Below are 18,993 nucleotides of genomic sequence, written 5' to 3'. Positions count from 1 at the left end.
GTTAGCCGGCGAGCGCCGCGCAAGAACGCCGGCGCATTCCTGTTCTTCCGCGGCAAGGCCTTGTCTCGCTCCGGCTTTCCGGATCGTAAACGCGCTTTTGACGATGGCGGGTGGCGCCCCGGCCGAGACCGGGGCCGGGGCTCAGACGAAGCTGCGGGTTTGCGCCACGCGGAAGCGGTTGGCGACGAAGGCGCTGTCGGACAAGCTGGCGTTGGCCGCCGGATTGCCGCCGCTGCCGTGGAAGTCGCTGAAGGCGGCGGACTGATTGACCATCACCGCGCCGGTGAAATTGAGCGCCAGCGACACGCCGGCGTTTTCCGCCGCCTGTCGGGCCAGCGCCTGCACCTGCTGGTCCGTGCTGTAGACCGAGAAGCTCAGGGCGCCGTGGCGGCGCATGCTGTCTTCCGCCTGGCGCAGCGCGGCGGCGCTGTCCGGCGTCTGAATCAGGAAGCTGATCGGCCCGAAGTGTTCCTGCTCGTAAACGGCGCGGTCCTCCATCGTCAATTGGCGCAACAGCGGGGTGCGCACCTCGGCTTCCGGGTATTGCGGGTGGCTCAGCCTCCGGCTGTCCAGCGCCGGCCGGCCCAGCGCGCGCGCCGCCTCCAGCCTTTGGACCACGCCGGGGTTCTGAAGCGCGCCCAGCAGTTCCACCGCCTTGGCCGGCTCCGCGCACAGCGCTTCCAGCGCCGCGCACAGGCCTTCCACCGTTTGCTGGTAGGACAGCTTGCCTTCGGGCGTGTGGATGCCGTCGGCCGGGATGAAAATATTCTGCGGTGCGGTGCACATCTGGCCGCTGTACAGCGCCAGCGACAGCGCGAGGTTGCGGCACAGGCCGGGGAAATCGGCGGTGGAGTCCAGCACCACGCAGTTGACGCCGGCTTTTTCGGTGTAGACCTGAGCGTGGCGGCACTGGCTCTCCAGCCACTCGCCGTGAGCGCTGCTGCCGGTGAAGTCGATCAGCTTCACCTCCGGCCGCTGCGCCAACAGGCTGGCCAGCGGCTCGCCGTGCTGGTTCGCCGCCAGCAGCACGGTATTGGGATCGAAACCGGCCTCGGCCAGCACTTCGCGGGCGATGCGCACCGTCAGGGCCAGCGGCAGCACCGCGCCGGGATGCGGCTTGACGATGACGCTGTTGCCGGTGGCCAGGCTGGCGAACAGCCCCGGATAGCCGTTCCAGGTGGGAAAGGTGCTGCAGCCTATCACCAGGCCGACGCCGCGCGGGATCACCTTCCAGCTTTTCTCCAGCACCAGCGGTTCATGTTTGCCCTGCGGCTTGCTCCAGCGGCAGTGTCCGGGAATGGCCGACATCTCGCGCCAGGCGTAGGTTACGGCCTCCAAGGCGCGGTCCTGCGCATGCGGGCCGCCGGCCTGGAAGGCCATCATGAAGGCCTGGCCGGTGGTGTGCATCACCGCGTGGGCGATCTCGAAGCTGCGGCGGTTCAGCCGCTGAATGATTTCCAGGCAGACGCCCACCCAGGCCTGCGGGCCGGCTTGCCGCCACGATTGCAGCGCCGCGGTGGAGGCGCTTAGCAAGGCGTCGGCGTCATGGCGCGGATAGCGGATGCGCAAAGCGCCGCGATAGGGAGAGCGTTCGCTGCCCACCCAGCCCTGGCCGGCCGGCAGGCCGTCCAGCTGGAAGTCTTGTTGCAATAAAGCCTCAAACGCCGCCTGGCCGTCCGCGGCGGCGGTTTCGCCATAAGTTCTGGGGCTGGGCATTTCCGGGTGCGGGGACCAGTACTGGCGCTCGCTCAAGGCCTGCAGGGCCTGGTCCAAGGTGGCTTGATGCTGCTGGAACAGAGGGTGAGACATGGACGTTCTCCTCGGGCGGAGGGATGAGAGGCCGGCCTGCGCCATGTCAGCGGCAAGCCGGGCACGGTAACAACAGTTTCAGCGCACTGTCATTGATGTGGGTCAGCTTATAATTGATTTTCCGGTCGGTCAATGATAGCGTTTGCCGAAGTGGCGGTTTGGCCAGTTGAGCCAAGGCCGCGCCCAAAGGGGAGGCGAGCATGCAGGCAGCGGAAACGAGTATTGAGGTGAATCTGGAGGCCGGAGTGGCGACCGTGACGCTGAACCGGCCGCAAAGGCTGAACAGCTTCAACCCCGCCATGCACCAGGCCTTGGCGGCGGCCTTGGACCGCCTGCGCGACGACGCCGAGGTCCGGGCGCTGGTGCTGACCGGCGCCGGCCGCGCCTTCTGCGCCGGCCAGGATCTGAGCGACCGGGCGCCGGAGCCGGGACAGCCGCCGGCGGATCTGGGCTTGTCCATCGAGGCTTACTACGCGCCGCTGGTGCGGCGGCTGCGCGATATGCCCAAGCCGGTGATCGCCGCGGTCAACGGCGTGGCGGCCGGGGCCGGAGCGAATATCGCCCTGGCTTGCGATCTGGTGATCGCCGCCCGCTCGGCGAGTTTCATCCAGGCCTTCAGCAAGATCGGTCTGCTGCCGGACGCCGGCGGCAGTTACTGGCTGCCGCGTTTGCTGGGCCAGGCGCGGGCGATGGGGCTGGCGCTGCTGGCCGAGCCCTTGCCGGCCGAGCGTGCCGAGCAATGGGGCTTGATCTGGCGCTGCGTAGACGACGAGGATTTTCCCGCCGCGGTGCGGCAGCTTGCCGAGCAACTGGCCAGCGGGCCGACGCTGGCCTACGCGCGGATCAAGCAGGCGCTGCAGGCGGCCGAGGGCAACAGTCTGGAGCGGCAACTGCAATTGGAGCGCGACACGCAGCGGGAGCTGGGCTTCAGCGCCGATTACCGCGAAGGCGTGGCGGCTTTTCTGGGCAAGCGGCCGCCGCGCTTTGGAGGACGATGACCATGAAACCGGACAAGGAACAGCGCGTGGCGGTGATAGGCGCCGGCGCGATGGGGCGCGGCATCGCCGCGGTGGCCGCTGCGGCGGGGCATGAGGTCTATCTCTACGATCAGGACGCGGCTGCGGCGGCTGCGGCGCCGGATGCGATCGCCGCGGACTGGGCCGGCCTGGTCCGGCGCGGCAAATGGAGCCAGTCGCAACTGGACGCCGCGCGCCGCCGGCTGCGGCCGGCCTCCTGTCTGGAGGAGCTGGCCGACGCCGCCTTGGCGATAGAGGCCATCGTCGAACGTCTGGACGCCAAGCAGGCGCTGCTGCGTCAGTTGGACGCCCTGTTGCCGGCCGCCGCCATCCTGGCCAGCAACACCTCCTCTCTGTCCATCACCGCGCTGGCGGCGGGTCTGCGTCATCCCGAGCGGGTGATCGGTCTGCATTTCTTCAATCCGGCCACGCGGATGAAGCTGGTGGAAGTGGTGAGCGGACTGGAGACCGCACCGGCTTTGTCGGAGCGTCTGTGCCAGTGGATGCGCGCTTGGGGCAAGACGCCGGCGCCGGCCGCGTCCACTCCCGGCTTCATCGTCAACCGGGTGGCGCGGCCTTTCTACGCCGAGGCTTTGCGGCTGCTGCAAGAAGGCGCTTGCGAGCCATCCACATTGGACGCCTTGCTGCGCGAAGCCGGCGGCTTCGCGATGGGACCTTTGGAATTGATGGACCTGATCGGCCATGACGTGAATTTCGCGGTGACGCAGTCGGTGTATCAGGCGATGCAGCAGGACCCGCGTTTCCGGCCGTCGCCGCTGCAGCAGGAGTTGGTCACGGCCGGCCGCCTGGGCCGCAAGAGCGGTCGCGGCTTTTACGATTACGGCCAGGCCTTGCCGGCGCCGGACGCCGCGCCGCCGCAAGCGGCGCCCGCGGCGCTGCGCGTGCATGGCGGCTTGGGCGCGGCCGAACCCTTGCTGGCGCGCTTGCGGGCCGGCGGCGTGCGTGTGGAACGCGAGCCGGGGCCGGAGCAGGGCTGGCTGGACTGGGACGGTTTGCGGCTGGCCCTGTCCGACGGCCGCAGCGCCACCCGCCGCGCCGCGGACAGCGGCCACGCCGGCTGGGCGGTGTTCGATCTGGCTCTGGATTACGCCAGCGCGCCGCGGCTGGCGCTGGCCGTGGCGGACCAGGCCGCGCCGGAGGCGGCGGCGCGGGCGGAGGGCGTGTTGCAGGCGGCCGGCCTGCTGGTGTCGCGGATGGACGACGCCGCCGGCATGGCGGTGCTGCGCACCGTGGCGATGCTGGCCAACGAGGCGGCCGACGCGGTGGGGCAGGGCGTGGCCGCGGCGGACAGCGTGGATCAGGCGATGTGCCTGGGCGCCGCTTATCCCCGCGGTCCGCTGGCCTGGGCCGATAAGCTCGGTGCGGACTATCTGGCGCAGACATTGGACGCTTTGCACGCGCACTACGGCGACGATCGTTATCGCGTCTCACCGCTGCTGCGGCGGCTGGCCTTGTCCGGAGGACGCTTCCATGACTGAGACAGAAGCCGCTCGGCAACTTGCCGAGAACAGCGCGCTGGCGATGCTGAGCCAGGATCGGGCGTCGGCCAGCCTGGGCATGGAGCTGCTGGACGTGGCGCCGGGCCGGGCCCGGCTACGCATGCGCGTGCGCGACGACATGCTCAACGGCTTCCAGCTATGTCACGGCGGCCTGCTGTGCGCGCTGGCGGACACCGCTTTCGCCGTCGCCTGCAATAGCTGGGGGCCGAGGACGGTCGGCGCGGCCGTCAGCGTGGAGTATCTGCTGCCGGCCCGCGGCGGGGACTGCCTGCTGGCGGAGGCCGAGTGCCTGCATCAGGGGGCTCGGCAAGGTCTTTACGATGTGCGGATCAGCAATCAGCGCGGCGAAACCCTGGCCCTGCTGCGCGGCCGCTCGCATCGGAGCGGAGAGCGGGCCGAGTAAAAGGCCGCATGCCGTTTTTTGTTTCTCAACGCCCGTCCAAGGAGCGCAAGCCCGCCGTCTTGTCCAGCCAGCAGCAATTGGCCGCAGAGCCAGCCCCGAACCCACACAGGAGAAGCACCATGCCCGTCACCCGCCCTATGTCCAGCGAGCTGGACGCGATGGAAACCGCCAGCCGCGACGAACTGTCCGCCTTGCAGCTGCAGCGTCTGCAATGGACGCTGCAACACACTTACGACAATGTCGCGCCCTTTCGCGCCAAGTGCGAGCAAGCCGACGTCCATCCCCGGCAATTGCGGCGGCTGGAGGATCTGAGCCGCTTCCCGTTCACCAGCAAGGCGGATTTGCGCGACAACTACCCGTTCGGCCTGTTCGCGGTGCCGCGAGACCAGGTGTCGCGCATCCACGCCAGCAGCGGCACCACCGGCCAGCCCACGGTGGTGGGATACACCCGCAACGATATCGAGGCCTGGGCCACGGTGGTGGCGCGCTCCATCCGCGCCGCCGGCGGCCGGCGCGGCAGCATGGTGCACATCGCTTACGGTTACGGCCTGTTCACCGGCGGGCTGGGCGCGCACTACGGCGCGGAACGCCTGGGCTGCACCGTGGTGCCGATGTCCGGCGGTCAGACCGAGCGCCAGGTGCAGCTGATCCAGGATTTCCGCCCGGACATCATCATGGTCACGCCGTCCTATATGTTGAACATCCTTGATGAAATGGAGCGCCGGGGCATGGATGCGGCGGCCTGCTCCTTGCAGGTGGGCATCTTCGGCGCCGAGCCGTGGACCGGGCAGATGCGGCAGGAGATCGAGCGCCGCGCCGGCATAGACGCGGTGGACATTTACGGCCTGTCCGAGGTGATGGGGCCGGGCGTGGCCAGCGAGTGCGTGGAAAGCAAGGACGGCCCGGTGATCTGGGAGGATTTCTTCTACCCGGAAATCATCGATCCGCACAGCGGCGAAGTGCTGCCGGACGGGGAGGAGGGCGAATTGGTGCTGACCTCGCTGACCAAGGAAGCGATGCCGGTGATCCGCTACCGCACCCGCGACCTGACCCGGCTGCTGCCGCCCAGCAGCCGTTCGATGCGGCGCATCGGCAAGATCGTCGGCCGGTCCGACGATATGTTGATCATCCGCGGCGTCAATGTGTTTCCCACCCAGATCGAGGAAGTGATTCTGCGGCAAACGGGGCTGGCGCCGCACTTCTATCTGGAGGTCGACAAAGACGGTCACCTGGACAGCCTGGCGGTCTTCGTCGAGCGCGAGCCCAGCGGGCCGGCGCGCGACGACGCCAAACAGCTGGCGGCGCGGCAGTTGCAGCACAGCATCAAGAGCCATGTCGGCGTAACGACCACAGTGCAGGTGGTGGAGCCGATGACGATAGAACGCTCGGTGGGCAAGGCGCGGCGGGTGGTGGACAAGCGGCCGCGCGACTAGGCGACGAGGGGCAGGTTGCGTTAATGCTTGTATTTTAATTGAACGACCGGTAAATTAATTAATATGCTGTTTCAGCGCGCCGGACATCCGCTTCCGGCGATGCTCACCTAGGAGGATGCGCCATGTACACCCAAGCCCTGGATCAGCCGGACATCGCCGCGGCGGCGGCTGAGCCGTCGCTTCAGCAGCAGGCCTTCGACGCCAAGCTGCAGGCGGACGACAAGATAGAAGCGCGCGACTGGATGCCGCTCGCCTACCGCAAAACCTTGCTGCGGCAGATCTCCCAGCATGCGCATTCCGAAGTGGTGGGCATGCTGCCGGAAGGCAACTGGATCGGCCGTGCGCCCACGCTCAAGCGCAAGGCCATTCTGCTGGCCAAGGTGCAGGACGAGGGCGGGCACGGCCTTTATCTGTACGCGGCGGCGGAAACCCTGGGCAGCCCGCGCGACGAAATGGTGGCGACCTTGCTGTCCGGCCGCGCCAAGTACTCCAGCATTTTCAATTACCCCACTGTGTCCTGGGCCGACATCGGCACCATAGGCTGGCTGGTGGACGGCGCGGCGATCATGAACCAGATTCCGCTGTGCCGCTGTTCCTACGGCCCGTACGCCCGCGCCATGGTGCGCATCTGCAAGGAAGAAAGCTTTCACCAGCGCCAGGGCTACGATCTGCTGCTGACGATGATGGGCGGCAGCGCGGAGCAGCGGGCCATGGTGCAGGAGTCGGTGAACCGCTGGTGGTGGCCGGTGCTGATGATGTTCGGCCCGCCGGACCGGGATTCGGTGCACAGCGCCAGCAGCATGCAATGGGGCATCAAGCGCATTTCCAACGACGATTTGCGGCAGAAGTTCGTCGACGCCATCGTGCCCCAGGCCGAAGTGCTGGGCATCACGCTGCCGGACCCGGCGCTGGTTTGGAACGAGGCGCGCGGTCATTACGACTTCGGCGAGCCGGATTGGACGGAGTTCAAGCGGGTGCTGGCGGGCGACGGCCCCTGCAACCGCGAACGCATGGCCGCGCGCGTCCGCGCGCATGAAGAGGGGGCCTGGGTGCGCGCCGCCGCCCAAGCCTATGCCGACAAACAGGCGGCGCGTGCCGCCGCCTGATCAGGAGCCATCATGTCCGAGCCTAACGCCTGGCCGCGTTTCGAGGTCTTTGTCCTTGGCCGCAACGCCTTGCAATACAAGCACTCCAGCAGCCTGCACGCCGCCGATGCGCGCCATGCGCTGCTGCTGGCCAGAGACATCTATTTCCGCCGCCAAGAGGGCATCAGCCTGTGGGTGGCGCCCAGCGCCCGCCTAAGCGAGAACGGCGAACCGCCGTCTGCGACGGAAGCCGCGGAGCCGCAGCAGTACGAAGTGTTTCTGCAACTCAAGCCGGGTCTGGATCATCTGCACGTCGCCAGCCTGTTGGCCGCGTCGGCATCGCAGGCCTTGGAGCGGGCGGAGCGGGCCTTCGGCGAGTTCCCGCCCGGCGCGGTCTGGGCGCTGCCCAGCGCGGCGCTGAGCTGCAGCGAGCCGGACGAACGCGAGATGCTGTTCGAACCGATGGCCAGCAAGACTTATCGCTTGCCCACCTTCTTCCAGTTGCCGGAAGCCGTGAACCATATGTGAGGAGTACGCGATGTCTGTGCAGATGCTTGTGCAAACGCAGCCGCCGGCGACGGCGGACCTGATCGAATACGCGCTGCGGCTGGGCGACAACACCTTGTTGCTGGGCCAGCGCCTGGGCGAATGGTGCGGCCACGCGCCGGAGTTGGAAGACGATATCGCGCTGAGCAATATCGCGCTGGATCTGATAGGCCAGTCGCGCTTGCTGCTGAGTCTGGCCGGCGAATGGGAGGGACGGGGCCGGGACGAGGACGCGCTGGCCTATCTGCGCGACGCGCCGGCGTTCCGCAACCTGACCTTGCTGGAGCTGCCCAACGGCGACTTCGGCCAGACCGTGTTGCGCATCGCCCTGTTCAGCGCCTACCAAGTGGCTGTGTGGCGGGCCTTGCGCGGCGGCGGCGAAGCGCGGCTGGCGGCGATCGCCGGCAAGGCGCTGGCGGAAAGCCGCTACCACCTGCGCTACGCGGCGGAATGGGTGGTGCGGCTGGGCGACGGCACCGACGAATCGCGGCGGCGCATGCAGCGGGCGCTGACGCATTGGTGGCCGTATCTGGCCGAGATGTTCGACGAGGACGCGCTGGAGCGGCGCCTGGACGGCGTCGCGCCGCAAGCGGCTCTTCTGCGGAAGGAATGGGAGGCGCTGATGCTGCCGGTGCTGGCGGAAGCCACGCTGCGGCCGCCGGCGGACACCGAATATCGTTCCGGCGGCAAGCGCGGCGAACACAGCGAATCCTTGGGCCATGTGCTGGCGGAGATGCAGTTCCTGCAGCGCGCCTATCCCGGAGGGCGCTGGTGATGCGCGCCGCGCGGCTGAGCGTGGCGCAAGCCTGGCGGGTGCTGGACCAGGTGCCGGACCCCGAGGTGCCGGCGGTGTCGCTGTGCGATCTGGGCATCGTGCGCAAGGTGGCGCGGGTGGGGGAGGATCTGGAGGTGACGCTGACCCCCACTTATTCCGGCTGCCCGGCGACCGAGGCCATCGCCGCCTCGGTGCGGCAGGCCTTGGGTCAGGCGGGCGAAGAGCGGGTGGTGTTGCGCACCCAGCTGAGTCCGGCCTGGAGCAGCGACTGGATCAGCGCCGACGGCCGCGAAAAGCTGCGCCGTTACGGCATTGCGCCGCCGGCCTGCGCAAGGGCGGCCGAGGACGACTGGCAGCCGCTGCGCTTCCAAACGGCGGCGCCGGCCTGCCCGCAATGCGGCTCCGTCCGCAGCCGGCGGCTAAGCCAGTTCGGCTCCACCGCCTGCAAGGCGCTCTACCGCTGCGAGGCCTGTCTGGAGCCATTCGAGTATTTCAAGCCGATCTGAGTCCACTGAGGGACCGGAGTAAGGAGACCGGGATGAGACTAGCTTTCCATCGCCTGCGCGTCGTCGAACGTCGCCAGGAAACCGACGACGCCATTTCGCTGACCTTGGAGCCGCCGGCGGAGTTTAAGGAGCGCTTCCGCTTCACCCAGGGCCAGCACCTGGTGTTTCGCGAACATATCGACGGCGTGGAGCAGCGGCGCACTTATTCGCTGTGCTGCGGCGCGGACGAAGGCATTTTACGGGTGGCGGTGAAGCGGGTGGAGGGCGGCGTATTCTCCAGCCACGTTCATCGGCATTGGCAGCTTGGGCAGGAGGTGGAAGCGATGCCGCCGGAGGGGCGCTTTTTCACGCCGCTGGCGGCGGAGCAGCGCAAGCATTATCTGGGCATCGTCGCCGGCAGCGGCATCACCCCCTTGCTGTCCACTTTGAAAACCACCTTGCGGCGAGAGCCGCACAGCCGTTTCACCTTGCTGTACGGCAATCGGCGGCGCGGCGGCATTCTGTTCGCCGACGAGCTGGCGGCGCTGAAGTCGCGCTATCCGGCGCGCCTGGCGGTGTATCACTTCCTCAGCCGCGAAGCGCAGCAGCCGGAGCTGTTTCACGGCCGTCTCGACGGCGAACGGCTGCACAGGGCGCTGGCCGCGCTGCTGCCGGACGGCGCGGTGGACGAAGCCTTCGTTTGCGGCCCCAACGATATGATTGATCAGGCCTGCGCCTGCCTGGAGCGCGTGGGGCTGGCCGCCGGACGCATCCATTACGAACGTTTCGGCGTACCGGGGCGCGGCGTGGCCAAACCGGCAGCGGCGGCCGAGGACAATCCGGCGGCCAGCGTCACCCTCATCATCGACGGACAGCAGCGCCAACTGGAACTGAGCGCCGGCGAGCGCATCCTGGAAGCGGCCACCGCGGCCGGGGTCGACCTACCTTACTCTTGCCAAGGTGGGGTATGCTGCACCTGCCGAGCCAAGGTGCTGTCCGGCCGCGTGTCCATGGACAAGAATTTCGCCCTGGAAGCGGCCGAGGTGGAACAAGGCTTCGTGCTCGCCTGTCAGGCGCGTCCACGGACCCAGCAAGTGGTGCTCAGTTTTGATGAGCGTTGACGGTTGCTTGTCTAGAACCGCTGGCAAGCCCCGGTTTGACCGGGGTTTGCCTGGCGGCTCGTAGTCATCGGGGAGGTTCGCTGGTGCCGCGTCTGGTCTTTTCATTCAACCGATATGCGGATATGGCCAGAACAAAATCTCCCAATTACGAGGCGCAGCAACAAAACATACTGGAGAACGCTGCCCGCCTGTTTGCCGAGCAGAGTTTTCCCAGTGCTTCGATAGCCCAACTGGCTGAGCTGTGCGGCATGTCCAAGCCGCTGCTGTATCACTACTACCGCGACAAATCGCATCTGCTGTTCGACATTGCCGACACCTATGTGGATAGGTTGGTGGGCATCGTCGACGAGGCGGCGCGGCAAGCGCTGCCGGCGGACGCGCATCTGCGGCTGCTGATCGAGCGCTTCATGGAGGAGTACGCGTTCTCGCGCCATTACCACATGGTCTTGGTGCAGGACGTCAAATTCCTGGGCGAGGCGGACCGGCTGAAGGTGAAGGCCAAGCAGGCCGGCGTGGTGTCCGCCTTTGCCGAACTGATCGCCCGCTTGCGGCCGGAGCTGCCGGCGACGGAGGTCAAACCGGTGACGATGACCTTGTTCGGCATGATGAACTGGACCTTCACCTGGTTCCGCGCGGACGGCGCGGTGGACCGGCAGGGCATGGCGCGGATAGTCAGCCAGTTGTTTCTTCACGGGGTGTATGGATGTGGAGAGGGAACTGACCATGAGCGAGCATCTGAGGGAGCGCCGCGCTGAGCGGATCTGCCACCTGGAAATTCACCGGCCGGCGCAGCTCAATGCGCTGAGCCCCGAGCTGATGCGGGAGCTGGAGTCCGCGCTGGACGCGGCGGACGGCGATCCCGACATCAGCGTCATTCTGCTGTCCGGCACCGAGCAGGCCTTCGCCGCCGGCGCCGACATCGGCCGCATGGCCGAATGGGATTATCAGCAAGTCTTTCTCGACGATTACGTAAGCCGGCACTGGGAGCGCGCGCGCGGCGTGCGCAAGCCGCTGATCGCCGCGGTGCGCGGCCTGGCGATAGGCGGCGGCTGCGAGCTGGCGATGATGTGCGACGTGATCATCGCCGGCGAGTCCGCCCGCTTCGGCCAGCCGGAAGTCAAGCTGGGCACCCTGCCCGGCATGGGCGGCACCCAGCGGCTGCCGCGCGCCATCGGCAAGGCCAAGGCGATGGAATGGTGCTTGAGCGGTCAGCTCTATAGCGCCGATGAAGCCGAGCGCGCCGGCCTGGTGTCGCGGGTGGTGGCGGACGCCGACGTGCTGGCGACGGCGCAGGCGCTGGCCGCGCGGATGGCGGGCTACTCGCTGCCGGCGCTGATGCTGATCAAGGAGTCCTTGAACCGCGCTTTCGAATCCAGCCTGGCCGAAGGCCTGCTGTTCGAACGGCGCGCCTTTCACGCCAGTTTCTCGCTGGCCGACCAGAAGGAAGGCATGCAGGCCTTTCTCGACAAGCGGCCGCCGCAGTTCCAACACCGTTGATCCAGGAGGTTTCCCATGCCCCATGCCTATATCTGTGACGGCATTCGCACCCCGTTCGGCCGTTACGGCGGCGCGCTTTCCGGCGTGCGCGCCGACGATCTGGCGGCGCTGCCGCTCGCCGCGCTGATGCGGCGCCATCCGCTGGACTGGTCCTGCCTGGACGAGGTGATTCTGGGCTGCGCCAATCAGGCCGGCGAGGACAACCGCAATGTGGCGCGGATGGCGGCCTTGCTGGCCGGCCTGCCGCAGTCCGCGCCGGCGATCACGGTCAACCGCCTGTGCGCGTCCGGACTGGACGCGGTGGGTCTGGCCGCGCGGGCGATCGCCGCAGGCGAAGCCGAACTGGTGCTGGCCGGCGGCGTGGAGAGCATGTCGCGCGCGCCCTTCGTGCTGGGCAAGGCCGAGAGCCCGTTCGCGCGCAATGCGCGGATAGAGGACAGCACCATAGGCTGGCGCTTCGTCAACCCGGCGTTTCAGCGTCAGTTCGGCATCGACTCCATGCCGGAAACCGCGGAAAACGTCGCGCGCCAGTTCAAGGTTTCCCGCGCCGATCAGGACGCCTTCGCACTGCGCAGCCAGCAGCGTTACGCCGCGGCGCGCGAGCGCGGTTTCTTCGACGCGGAGATCCTGGCCTTGGAGCTGCCGCAGCGCAAGGGCGAGCCGCTGCGGGTGATCCGGGACGAACACCCGCGGCCGGCCACCACGCTGGCGGAGCTGGCGCGGCTCAAGGGCGTGGTGGCGGACGGCTCGGTCACCGCCGGCAACGCCTCCGGCGTCAACGACGGCGCGGCGGCGCTGCTGCTGGCCAGCGGCGCCGGGCTCAAGCGTCACGGCCTGCGTCCGCGGGCGCGGATTCTGGGCATGTGCTCGGTGGGGCTGGAGCCGCGCATCATGGGCATGGGGCCGGCGCCGGCGGCGGAAAAGCTGTTGCGGCGGCTGGGCCTGAGCGTGGCGGATATGGACGTGATCGAGCTGAACGAGGCATTCGCCTCGCAATCGCTGGCGGTGATGCGCCAACTGGGCTTGGCCGACGACGACGCCCGGGTCAACCCCAACGGCGGCGCGATCGCGTTGGGCCATCCGTTGGGCGCCTCGGGCGCGAGGTTGGTCTTGACCGCCTTGCGTCAGCTGGAGGCCAGCGGGGATAGGCTAGCCTTGTGCGCGATGTGCGTCGGCGTCGGTCAGGGCGTGGCCTTGATGCTGGAACGAGTTGAGGGAGAGGGGTGATGGACGAACTGGTGCTGTTGGATTATCCGGCCGCAGGCGTGGCGCGGCTGCGCCTGAACCGCCCGCAGGCGCTCAATGCCTTGAATACGGCGCTGCGGCGGGAGTTGGCGCGGCGTTTCCAGGAGCTGGCCGCCGCGGCCGACGTCAGGGCGATTCTGCTGTGCGGCGACCATCGCGCTTTCGCCGCCGGCGCGGACCTGACCGAGATGGCAGACTGCGGCAGCATAGAGCTGATGCAGCGCCAACTGCACAAGCTATGGCAGGCGATTGCCGACTGTCCCAAGCCGGTGATCGCGGCGGTGGCCGGCTATGCCTTGGGCGGCGGCTGCGAGCTGGCGATGCACGCCGACATCGTCGTCGCCGCCGAATCCGCCCAGTTCGGCCAGCCGGAAGTCAAGGTGGGGGTGATGCCGGGCGCCGGCGGCACCCAGCGGCTGCTGCGGGCGGTGGGCAAGTTCCGCGCGATGAAGCTGCTGTTGACCGGCGAGCGCATCGGCGCGGCGGAGGCGCTGGCGATGGGCCTGGTCAGCGAGGTGACGGCGGACGAGGCGCTGGAAACGCGCGCGCTGGAGCTGGCGACGCAGATCGCCGCGCTGCCGCCGCTGGCGGTGGAGCAGATCAAGGAAGTGGTGCTGGCCGGCGCCGACGCGCCGTTGGCGACGGCGCTGATGCTGGAGCGCAAGGCGTACCAGCTCTTGTTCGCGTCGCGGGATCAGAAGGAGGGCATGCGGGCGTTTCTGGACAAGCGCGCGGCGGTGTTCCGCGGCGAATAAAAAAACCGGGCGGCAATGATCTTGCCGCCCGGTCCGCTTTACTTGCTTAGAATCTATTTACGATGCGGATCGTAAACAGGTTCTCAATGCGCGCCGCTGTCGCCGCCAGCAGCGGTGAACGGCGGCTTGGCGAACCACACCAGGCCGATCAACAGCACGAACAGCACGCCGGACAGCCAGAAAATCTCATTGGCCGCCATGATGTAGCCCTGCTTGGTGATTTGCAGCGAGGTCAGCGCCGCCTGCTGTCCGGAGGACAGGCCGGCCATGTCCAGCAGCCGGAACCAGGCGTTGGACGCCTGATCGTAGAGGCTGACATGCTCGGTCAGGCGCGCGTGGTGCATCGCCTCGCGACGGTCCCACATCGTGGTGGTGATCGAGGTGCCGATGCTGCCGGCCAGAATCCGCAGGAAGTTGGACAGGCTGGACGCGCTGGCGATCTGGCTGGGATGCAGGCCGGACAGGGTGATCGTGGTCAGCGGCATGAAGAAGCAGGCCACGCCTATGCCCTGCACCACCTGCGGCCACACCACGTAGGCGAAGTCCATCTGCGGGTTGAAGGTGCTGCGCCAGAAGAAGCAGATCGCGTACACGCTGAAGCTCACCGTCACCACCCAGCGCATGTCCAGCCGCTGCGCGTACTTGCCGATGATGGGCGACAGCACCACCGGAATCAGCCCGATGGGGGCCGCGGCCAGGCCGGCCCAGGTGGCGGTGTAGCCCATCTGGGTCTGCAGCATCAGGGGCAGCAGCACCACGGTACCGAAGTAGAGCATGAAGCCCAGGCTGATGGCGACGGTGCCGACGGTGAAGTTGCGCTGCTTGAACAGGCTCAGGTCGACGATGGGATGTTTCTCGCCCAGCTCCCAGATCACCAGATAGACCAGCGCCAGCACCGCGATCACCGCCAGGGTGACCACCTCGGTGGAGTTGAACCAGTCCAGCTCCTTGCCGCGGTCCAGCACCATTTGCAGCGCGCCGACGCCGATTACCAGCAAGGCGAGGCCGATGCGGTCGATGGGCAGATCGACGGTTTCGGTTTCACGCGGCTTGAGGATGCGCCAGGAAATGAAGGCCGCCGCCAGGCCCACCGGCACGTTGATGAAGAAGATCCAGCCCCAGTGCCAGTTGTCGCTGATCACGCCGCCCAGAATCGGGCCGAACACCGGCGCGACGATCACCGTCATCGCCCATAGCGCCAGCGCCATGCCTTTCTTCTCCGGCGGGTAGCAGGACAAGAGCAGGCTCTGCGACAGCGGAATCATCGGGCCGGCCACCGCGCCTTGCAGCACGCGGAAGAAAATCAGCATTTCCAGGCTGCTGGACATGCCGCACAGCCAGGAGGTGAGCACGAAGAGCAGGGTGGAGGCGGTGAACAGCTTCACTTCGCCCAGGCGCTTGGCCAGCCAGCCGGTCAGCGGCACCGCGATGGCGTTGGCCACCCCGAAGGAAGTGATCACCCAGGTGCCCTGGCTGGTGGCCGCGCCGAGGTTGCCTGAGATGGTGGGCAAGGCCACGTTGGCGATGGTGGTGTCCAGCACTTGCATGAACACCGACATCGACAGCGCCAGCGTGATCCAGACCAGCTTGGAGCCGGTCAGTGGTGGATGATTCATGGTCCGGACCCCTTATTCGGCCTTGCCTTCACCCGCGTTGGCCGCCAGCAGCGTCCGCACCAGTTCGTCGGCCTGTTTCAGGTCCGGCAGCTGGCCGGAGACGTCCTGGTGGGCGACGAAGGGCTGGGCTTCGGCCACGGCCTTGCCGTCCGTGCTGGAGGTGTCCACCACGGCGTCCATTGACAGGCCGACGCGCAGCGGGTGCGATTGCAGGTCTTTCGGGTCCAGCTGGATGCGCACCGGCACGCGTTGAACCACCTTGATCCAGTTGCCGGTGGCGTTCTGCGCCGGCAGCAGCGAGAAGGCGCTGCCGGTGCCGGCGGACAGGCCCACCACTTTGCCGTGGTAGACGATCTTGCCGCCGTAGAGATCGGACTTCAGTTCCACCGGCTGGCCGATGCGGATCTTGGCCAGCTGGCCTTCCTTGAAGTTGGCGTCCACCCACAGGTTTTGCAGCGGGATCACCGACATCAGCGGGGTGCCGGCGGCCAGGCGCTGGCCAACCTGCACATTGCGGCGGGCGACGGCGCCGTCCAGCGGGGCCTTGATCTCGGTGCGCTGCAGCGCGAGCCAGGCTTCCTTCAGCCGGCTGGCTGCGGCCTTGACCGCAGGCTGCTGCGCCAGCGCGTCCTTGCCCAGCAGCGCGGCGCTGGCTTTTTGCTGTTCGCGCGCGGCGTCCAGCGCGGCCTTGGCGGCGGCGACGGCGTCGTTGGCGTGGCCCAGTTCTTCCGCCGACAGCGCGTCGGTGCCGGCCAGCTGTTTGCGTCGTTTCAGGTCGGCGTCGGCGCGGGCCAGCTCGGTTTCGCGCAGGGTGACCTGGGCCGCCAGCTGCTGGGTGTTGCTCATCAATTGGCGGGTTTGACGCACGGCTTGGGCGAATTCATTGCGGGCGCGGTCGAAGTTCAGCTGCGCGTCGTTCTTGTCCAGGCTGACCAGCAATTGACCGGCCTTGACGTGCTGGGTGTCGTCCACCAGCACCTTGGCGACGGTGCCGCCCACTTCCGGGGTGACTTGCACCAGGTGGCCGCTGACATAGGCGTCGTCGGTACTTTCCTGATGGCTGAGCACCAGCGCCCAGTAGGCGCCGTAGCCGATGGCGATGGCGGCGAACAGGGTGGTGGCGACGATCAGATTGCGTTTGCGCCCTTGCGCGGTTTTGGTTTTCTTGTCCATGGATGCGTTCTCAGTGGGTGGCGGGCGCAGCGTTGAAGCCGCCGCCCAATGCGGTGTTCAGGGAGACCCAAGCCAGTTTGCGGCCGGCTTCGGCGTCGATGCGCGCCGACTGTTGCGCCAGCGCGCTGTCCTGGGCGTCCAGCAGGTTCAGCTTGTTGATGATGCCGGCCTTGAAGCGGGCGGCGGCGGAGTCGGCGGCGCGGCCGCTGCTGTCCTGCGCCTGGCGCGCCTGTTCCAGTTGCTTGCCGCTTTGCTGCCAGCCGCTGACGGCGTCGGCGGCGTCGCGCATCGCGTCCAACACGGTCTGGTTGTAGCTGTGCACGGCCAGGTCGTAGCCGGCCTTTTGCTTGCCCAGATTGGCCTGGATCGCGCCGGAGTGGAAGATGGGCAGGCTGATCGCCGGCATGAAGCCCCAGAAGGTGGAGTCGCCGTTCATCAGCTTGTTCAGTTCCAGCGAGGTTTGGCCGGCGAAGGCGGTCAGCTTGATATTGGGGTAGAACTCGGCGCGCGCGGCTTTGACCGCGCCGGCCATGGCTTCCACCCGCGCGCGTTGGGCGGCGATGTCCGGGCGTTTGCCCAGCAGTTCCGCGTGCAGGCTGTCCGCGTCCAGCGGCGGCAGCGCCGCGCTCTTGGCGGCTTGCAGCGCGTTCAAGGCGTCCGGTCCCTGGCCGGTCAGCGCTGCCAGCGCGTGGCGGGCGCGGTCGCTGTCCTGGGCCAAGGCGCTTTGTTGTTGGCGCAGACGGTGCAGCGAGACTTCGTTGCCCCGCTGGTTGTCGCCCGGCAGCAGGCCGGCGTTGATGCGGGCCTGAGTCAGCGTTTGACGGCTCTCCGCCAGCTGGATGCGCTTGGCCAGCACCGCGCTTTGCGCCTGCAGCCGCTGCAACTGGGTGTATTGGGCGATGACGGCCTGAGTCAGCGTCAGCCGGGTCTGAGCGCCTTCGAAGGCGATGGCTTGCTGTTGGCCGACGGCTTCGTCGATCTGGCCGCGGTGCTTGCCCCAGAAGTCGAACTCCCAGCTGCCCATCAGCATGGCGGTGTAGGCGTTGACGTAGTCGCGCGAGATCGGCGCCGGAAACTCGTAGTTCAGCTGGGTCATATTGGCGCTGAAATCGAGTTTGGGGCCGCTATTGCCTTCGACGATGCCGACGGCGGCGCGCGCCTGGCGCAGCCGGGCTTCGGCCAGCTTCAAGGACGGCGCTTCTTGCAGGGCGCGCGCCACCAACTGGTTCAGCGTCGTGTCGTTCAGCTGGGTCCACCAGTCGCTGGCGATCTGCCCGCCTTGGCCGTCGCTCAGCCGCAATTGCCCGGCATCGAGCTGCGTGGCCGGCGCGCTGTCCGGGCCGAAGCTCGCGCAGCCGCCCAACAGGGCGCTGAGCAGCAGGGCGCTGACGCCGTGCTGCCATTGAGTCTTTTTCACCTTGTGGGACTCCCCGTGTTCACTTGCTGTATTAGCAATTGATGAAGTGATTAATGATGTGATAGTCACGCAAGTTATTATAAGGACGAAAAAAAGCCGGTTCCCCAGCTTCAACCGCCCAGGCTGCAGAGCAGTTTGCGCAATAAGCGTTCGAACTCCTGCTTTTCCGCGGCGTCGAAATCCGACCACAGCTCCCGGTGGCATTCGCGGGAGACGGGCAGCAGCGATTCGACGAGTTGCACGCCCCCCGGCGTCAACTCCAGCAGGATCTTGCGTCGGTCTTCCGCGCTGGGCGAGCGGGCCGCCCAGCCGTTTTTGACCAGTTCGTCGGCGATGCGCGTAGCGTTGGTGCGCGATGAATCCAGCGTGTCGCTGATTTCAGACGGGTAGAGCGCCTGTTGCGGACAGGCGTACAGCGCCAGCAGGGCCATCCACACCGTCTCGTTGAGACCGTGATGCTTCAGCTTGTCGCACAGGTGAGCGGACAGCCGCGGCAGGATGTGGTACAGCAAGCGCGCCAGAATGACTTCCTGGCGCGGCACGCCGGGAAAACGCGCTTCGATCCGGTTGACGGCCTGCTCAAGCGTTTGAAATGACTTGGTTGGATTCATAGCCGTTATTTTAGTAACGGAAGTTACTATTCCGCAAGTGATAATTTTGAAGGCAATGGGCTGGGCAGGGGCGGCCGCATGTAAAAACGCCCAAGGCCAAAGCCCTGGGCGCTGATGGGCGATGCCGGCTAAGGCTAGCCCAGCAGCTGCAGCACCCGCTCCGGCGGACGTCCCACCACGGCGCGATCGCCGCAAACGGCGATAGGGCGTTCAATCAGCTTGGGATTGTCTATCATGGCGATAATCAGGTGCTTGGGTTCCAGCGTGATGTCGTCCAGATAGAGTTCGGCGTACTCCTCCTCTTTCTGGCGGATCAGATCGCGCGGTTCCATATTCAGCAGCGTCAACAGGCGCTCCAGCTCTTCATAGCTGGGCGGGTGCTTCAAATATTCGACGATTTCGATTTCCGCGCCGGCGTTCTCCAGCAGGCTCAGCGCCTCCCTGGATTTGGAACAGCGCGGGTTGTGGTACAGGCGAATCATGCTG

At 67.1% G+C, this 18,993-nt stretch carries 19 protein-coding genes; 13 read left to right on the top strand and 6 right to left on the bottom strand.

All coding sequences use genetic code 11. The annotated features are described in order from the left end of the window. Positions 1-141 precede the first annotated feature (141 nt). On the bottom strand, positions 142-1,809 hold the full coding sequence (gene paaN, locus DB032_RS18630; protein ID WP_107800777.1) for a phenylacetic acid degradation protein PaaN: 1,668 nt from the start codon (positions 1,807-1,809) through the stop codon (positions 142-144). Between the two features lie 200 nt (positions 1,810-2,009). On the opposite strand from paaN, the gene paaG reads away from it, so the two are divergent. The 13 genes from paaG to DB032_RS18565 all read left to right on the top strand — a co-directional run bounded on the left by paaG (position 2,010) and on the right by DB032_RS18565 (position 13,690). Continuing rightward, complete coding sequence (gene paaG, locus DB032_RS18625) at positions 2,010-2,807, top strand: 2-(1,2-epoxy-1,2-dihydrophenyl)acetyl-CoA isomerase PaaG (RefSeq protein WP_107800776.1); 798 nt, start codon at positions 2,010-2,012, stop codon at positions 2,805-2,807. A 2-nt stretch (positions 2,808-2,809) separates the two neighbouring features. Next, positions 2,810-4,324, top strand: coding sequence for a 3-hydroxyacyl-CoA dehydrogenase (locus tag DB032_RS18620; protein ID WP_107800775.1), 1,515 nt, complete (start codon positions 2,810-2,812; stop codon positions 4,322-4,324). Further along, a complete protein-coding gene (gene paaI, locus DB032_RS18615; protein WP_107800774.1) occupies positions 4,317-4,748 on the top strand; it encodes a hydroxyphenylacetyl-CoA thioesterase PaaI in 432 nt (143 codons plus the stop codon). Before DB032_RS18620 ends, paaI begins: the two co-directional genes overlap by 8 nt. 119 nt (positions 4,749-4,867) lie before the next feature. Next, positions 4,868-6,181, top strand: a complete 1,314-nt coding sequence (gene paaK / locus DB032_RS18610; RefSeq protein ID WP_107800773.1) for a phenylacetate--CoA ligase PaaK — start codon at positions 4,868-4,870, stop codon at positions 6,179-6,181. A 122-nt stretch (positions 6,182-6,303) separates the two neighbouring features. Continuing rightward, entirely contained in the window at positions 6,304-7,287 is a 984-nt protein-coding gene (gene paaA / locus DB032_RS18605) for a 1,2-phenylacetyl-CoA epoxidase subunit PaaA (RefSeq protein ID WP_107800772.1), read from the top strand. A 12-nt stretch (positions 7,288-7,299) separates the two neighbouring features. After that, entirely contained in the window at positions 7,300-7,794 is a 495-nt protein-coding gene (locus DB032_RS18600) for a 1,2-phenylacetyl-CoA epoxidase subunit B (RefSeq protein ID WP_158274355.1), read from the top strand. A 10-nt stretch (positions 7,795-7,804) separates the two neighbouring features. Further along, positions 7,805-8,587, top strand: coding sequence for a 1,2-phenylacetyl-CoA epoxidase subunit PaaC (paaC, locus tag DB032_RS18595; protein ID WP_233246738.1), 783 nt, complete (start codon positions 7,805-7,807; stop codon positions 8,585-8,587). Then, entirely contained in the window at positions 8,587-9,093 is a 507-nt protein-coding gene (gene paaD, locus DB032_RS18590; RefSeq protein WP_107800771.1) for a 1,2-phenylacetyl-CoA epoxidase subunit PaaD, read from the top strand. Before paaC ends, paaD begins: the two co-directional genes overlap by 1 nt. Positions 9,094-9,125: 32 nt before the next feature. Continuing rightward, complete coding sequence (gene paaE / locus DB032_RS18585; RefSeq protein ID WP_107800770.1) at positions 9,126-10,193, top strand: 1,2-phenylacetyl-CoA epoxidase subunit PaaE; 1,068 nt, start codon at positions 9,126-9,128, stop codon at positions 10,191-10,193. Positions 10,194-10,315: 122 nt separating this feature from the next. After that, positions 10,316-10,948 (top strand): TetR/AcrR family transcriptional regulator, encoded by a 633-nt coding sequence (locus tag DB032_RS18580; protein WP_107800769.1) that lies wholly within the window; start codon positions 10,316-10,318, stop codon positions 10,946-10,948. Continuing rightward, positions 10,917-11,690: an enoyl-CoA hydratase-related protein gene (locus tag DB032_RS18575; protein ID WP_107800768.1), complete on the top strand. Its 774-nt coding sequence runs from the start codon at positions 10,917-10,919 to the stop codon at positions 11,688-11,690. The genes DB032_RS18580 and DB032_RS18575 overlap by 32 nt, the downstream gene beginning before the upstream one ends. Positions 11,691-11,705: 15 nt before the next feature. Next, positions 11,706-12,917 (top strand): 3-oxoadipyl-CoA thiolase, encoded by a 1,212-nt coding sequence (pcaF, locus tag DB032_RS18570; RefSeq protein WP_107800767.1) that lies wholly within the window; start codon positions 11,706-11,708, stop codon positions 12,915-12,917. After that, complete coding sequence (locus DB032_RS18565; RefSeq protein ID WP_107800766.1) at positions 12,917-13,690, top strand: enoyl-CoA hydratase-related protein; 774 nt, start codon at positions 12,917-12,919, stop codon at positions 13,688-13,690. The genes pcaF and DB032_RS18565 overlap by 1 nt, the downstream gene beginning before the upstream one ends. Before the next feature lie 83 nt (positions 13,691-13,773). On the opposite strand, the gene DB032_RS18560 is transcribed toward DB032_RS18565, so the two are convergent. The 5 genes from DB032_RS18560 to arsC all read right to left on the bottom strand — a co-directional run bounded on the left by DB032_RS18560 (position 13,774) and on the right by arsC (position 18,989). Beyond that, positions 13,774-15,306, bottom strand: coding sequence for a DHA2 family efflux MFS transporter permease subunit (locus DB032_RS18560; protein ID WP_107800765.1), 1,533 nt, complete (start codon positions 15,304-15,306; stop codon positions 13,774-13,776). Positions 15,307-15,318: 12 nt separating this feature from the next. Beyond that, positions 15,319-16,479, bottom strand: a complete 1,161-nt coding sequence (locus tag DB032_RS18555) for an EmrA/EmrK family multidrug efflux transporter periplasmic adaptor subunit (RefSeq protein ID WP_107800764.1) — start codon at positions 16,477-16,479, stop codon at positions 15,319-15,321. 10 nt (positions 16,480-16,489) lie between these two features. Next, positions 16,490-17,896: an efflux transporter outer membrane subunit gene (locus DB032_RS18550; protein ID WP_233246737.1), complete on the bottom strand. Its 1,407-nt coding sequence runs from the start codon at positions 17,894-17,896 to the stop codon at positions 16,490-16,492. A 110-nt stretch (positions 17,897-18,006) separates the two neighbouring features. Beyond that, the gene (locus DB032_RS18545) at positions 18,007-18,507 is read right to left on the bottom strand and encodes a MarR family transcriptional regulator (RefSeq protein WP_043635397.1); all 501 of its coding nucleotides are present in this window, start codon (positions 18,505-18,507) and stop codon (positions 18,007-18,009) included. 134 nt (positions 18,508-18,641) lie between these two features. Beyond that, positions 18,642-18,989 (bottom strand): arsenate reductase (glutaredoxin), encoded by a 348-nt coding sequence (gene arsC / locus DB032_RS18540; RefSeq protein ID WP_107800762.1) that lies wholly within the window; start codon positions 18,987-18,989, stop codon positions 18,642-18,644. Between the last annotated feature and the right edge of the window lie 4 nt (positions 18,990-18,993).

It is taken from the genome of Chromobacterium sp. Panama, assembly GCF_003052555.1.
GTDB lineage: Bacteria > Pseudomonadota > Gammaproteobacteria > Burkholderiales > Chromobacteriaceae > Chromobacterium.
This window is presented reverse-complemented; position numbering and strand designations above follow the sequence as displayed.

Excerpts from the sequence above, each read along its gene's own strand:
- paaN (WP_107800777.1), bottom strand. The coding sequence starts at position 1,809 with ATGTCTCACCCTCTGTTCCAGCAGCATCAAGCCACCTTGGACCAGGCC.
- paaG (WP_107800776.1), top strand. The coding sequence starts at position 2,010 with ATGCAGGCAGCGGAAACGAGTATTGAGGTGAATCTGGAGGCCGGAGTG.
- DB032_RS18620 (WP_107800775.1), top strand. The coding sequence starts at position 2,810 with ATGAAACCGGACAAGGAACAGCGCGTGGCGGTGATAGGCGCCGGCGCG.
- paaI (WP_107800774.1), top strand. The coding sequence starts at position 4,317 with ATGACTGAGACAGAAGCCGCTCGGCAACTTGCCGAGAACAGCGCGCTG.
- paaK (WP_107800773.1), top strand. The coding sequence starts at position 4,868 with ATGCCCGTCACCCGCCCTATGTCCAGCGAGCTGGACGCGATGGAAACC.
- paaA (WP_107800772.1), top strand. The coding sequence starts at position 6,304 with ATGTACACCCAAGCCCTGGATCAGCCGGACATCGCCGCGGCGGCGGCT.
- DB032_RS18600 (WP_158274355.1), top strand. The coding sequence starts at position 7,300 with ATGTCCGAGCCTAACGCCTGGCCGCGTTTCGAGGTCTTTGTCCTTGGC.
- paaC (WP_233246738.1), top strand. The coding sequence starts at position 7,805 with ATGTCTGTGCAGATGCTTGTGCAAACGCAGCCGCCGGCGACGGCGGAC.
- paaD (WP_107800771.1), top strand. The coding sequence starts at position 8,587 with ATGCGCGCCGCGCGGCTGAGCGTGGCGCAAGCCTGGCGGGTGCTGGAC.
- paaE (WP_107800770.1), top strand. The coding sequence starts at position 9,126 with ATGAGACTAGCTTTCCATCGCCTGCGCGTCGTCGAACGTCGCCAGGAA.
- DB032_RS18580 (WP_107800769.1), top strand. The coding sequence starts at position 10,316 with ATGGCCAGAACAAAATCTCCCAATTACGAGGCGCAGCAACAAAACATA.
- DB032_RS18575 (WP_107800768.1), top strand. The coding sequence starts at position 10,917 with ATGAGCGAGCATCTGAGGGAGCGCCGCGCTGAGCGGATCTGCCACCTG.
- pcaF (WP_107800767.1), top strand. The coding sequence starts at position 11,706 with ATGCCCCATGCCTATATCTGTGACGGCATTCGCACCCCGTTCGGCCGT.
- DB032_RS18565 (WP_107800766.1), top strand. The coding sequence starts at position 12,917 with ATGGACGAACTGGTGCTGTTGGATTATCCGGCCGCAGGCGTGGCGCGG.
- DB032_RS18560 (WP_107800765.1), bottom strand. The coding sequence starts at position 15,306 with ATGAATCATCCACCACTGACCGGCTCCAAGCTGGTCTGGATCACGCTG.
- DB032_RS18555 (WP_107800764.1), bottom strand. The coding sequence starts at position 16,479 with ATGGACAAGAAAACCAAAACCGCGCAAGGGCGCAAACGCAATCTGATC.
- DB032_RS18545 (WP_043635397.1), bottom strand. The coding sequence starts at position 18,507 with ATGAATCCAACCAAGTCATTTCAAACGCTTGAGCAGGCCGTCAACCGG.
- arsC (WP_107800762.1), bottom strand. The coding sequence starts at position 18,989 with ATGATTCGCCTGTACCACAACCCGCGCTGTTCCAAATCCAGGGAGGCG.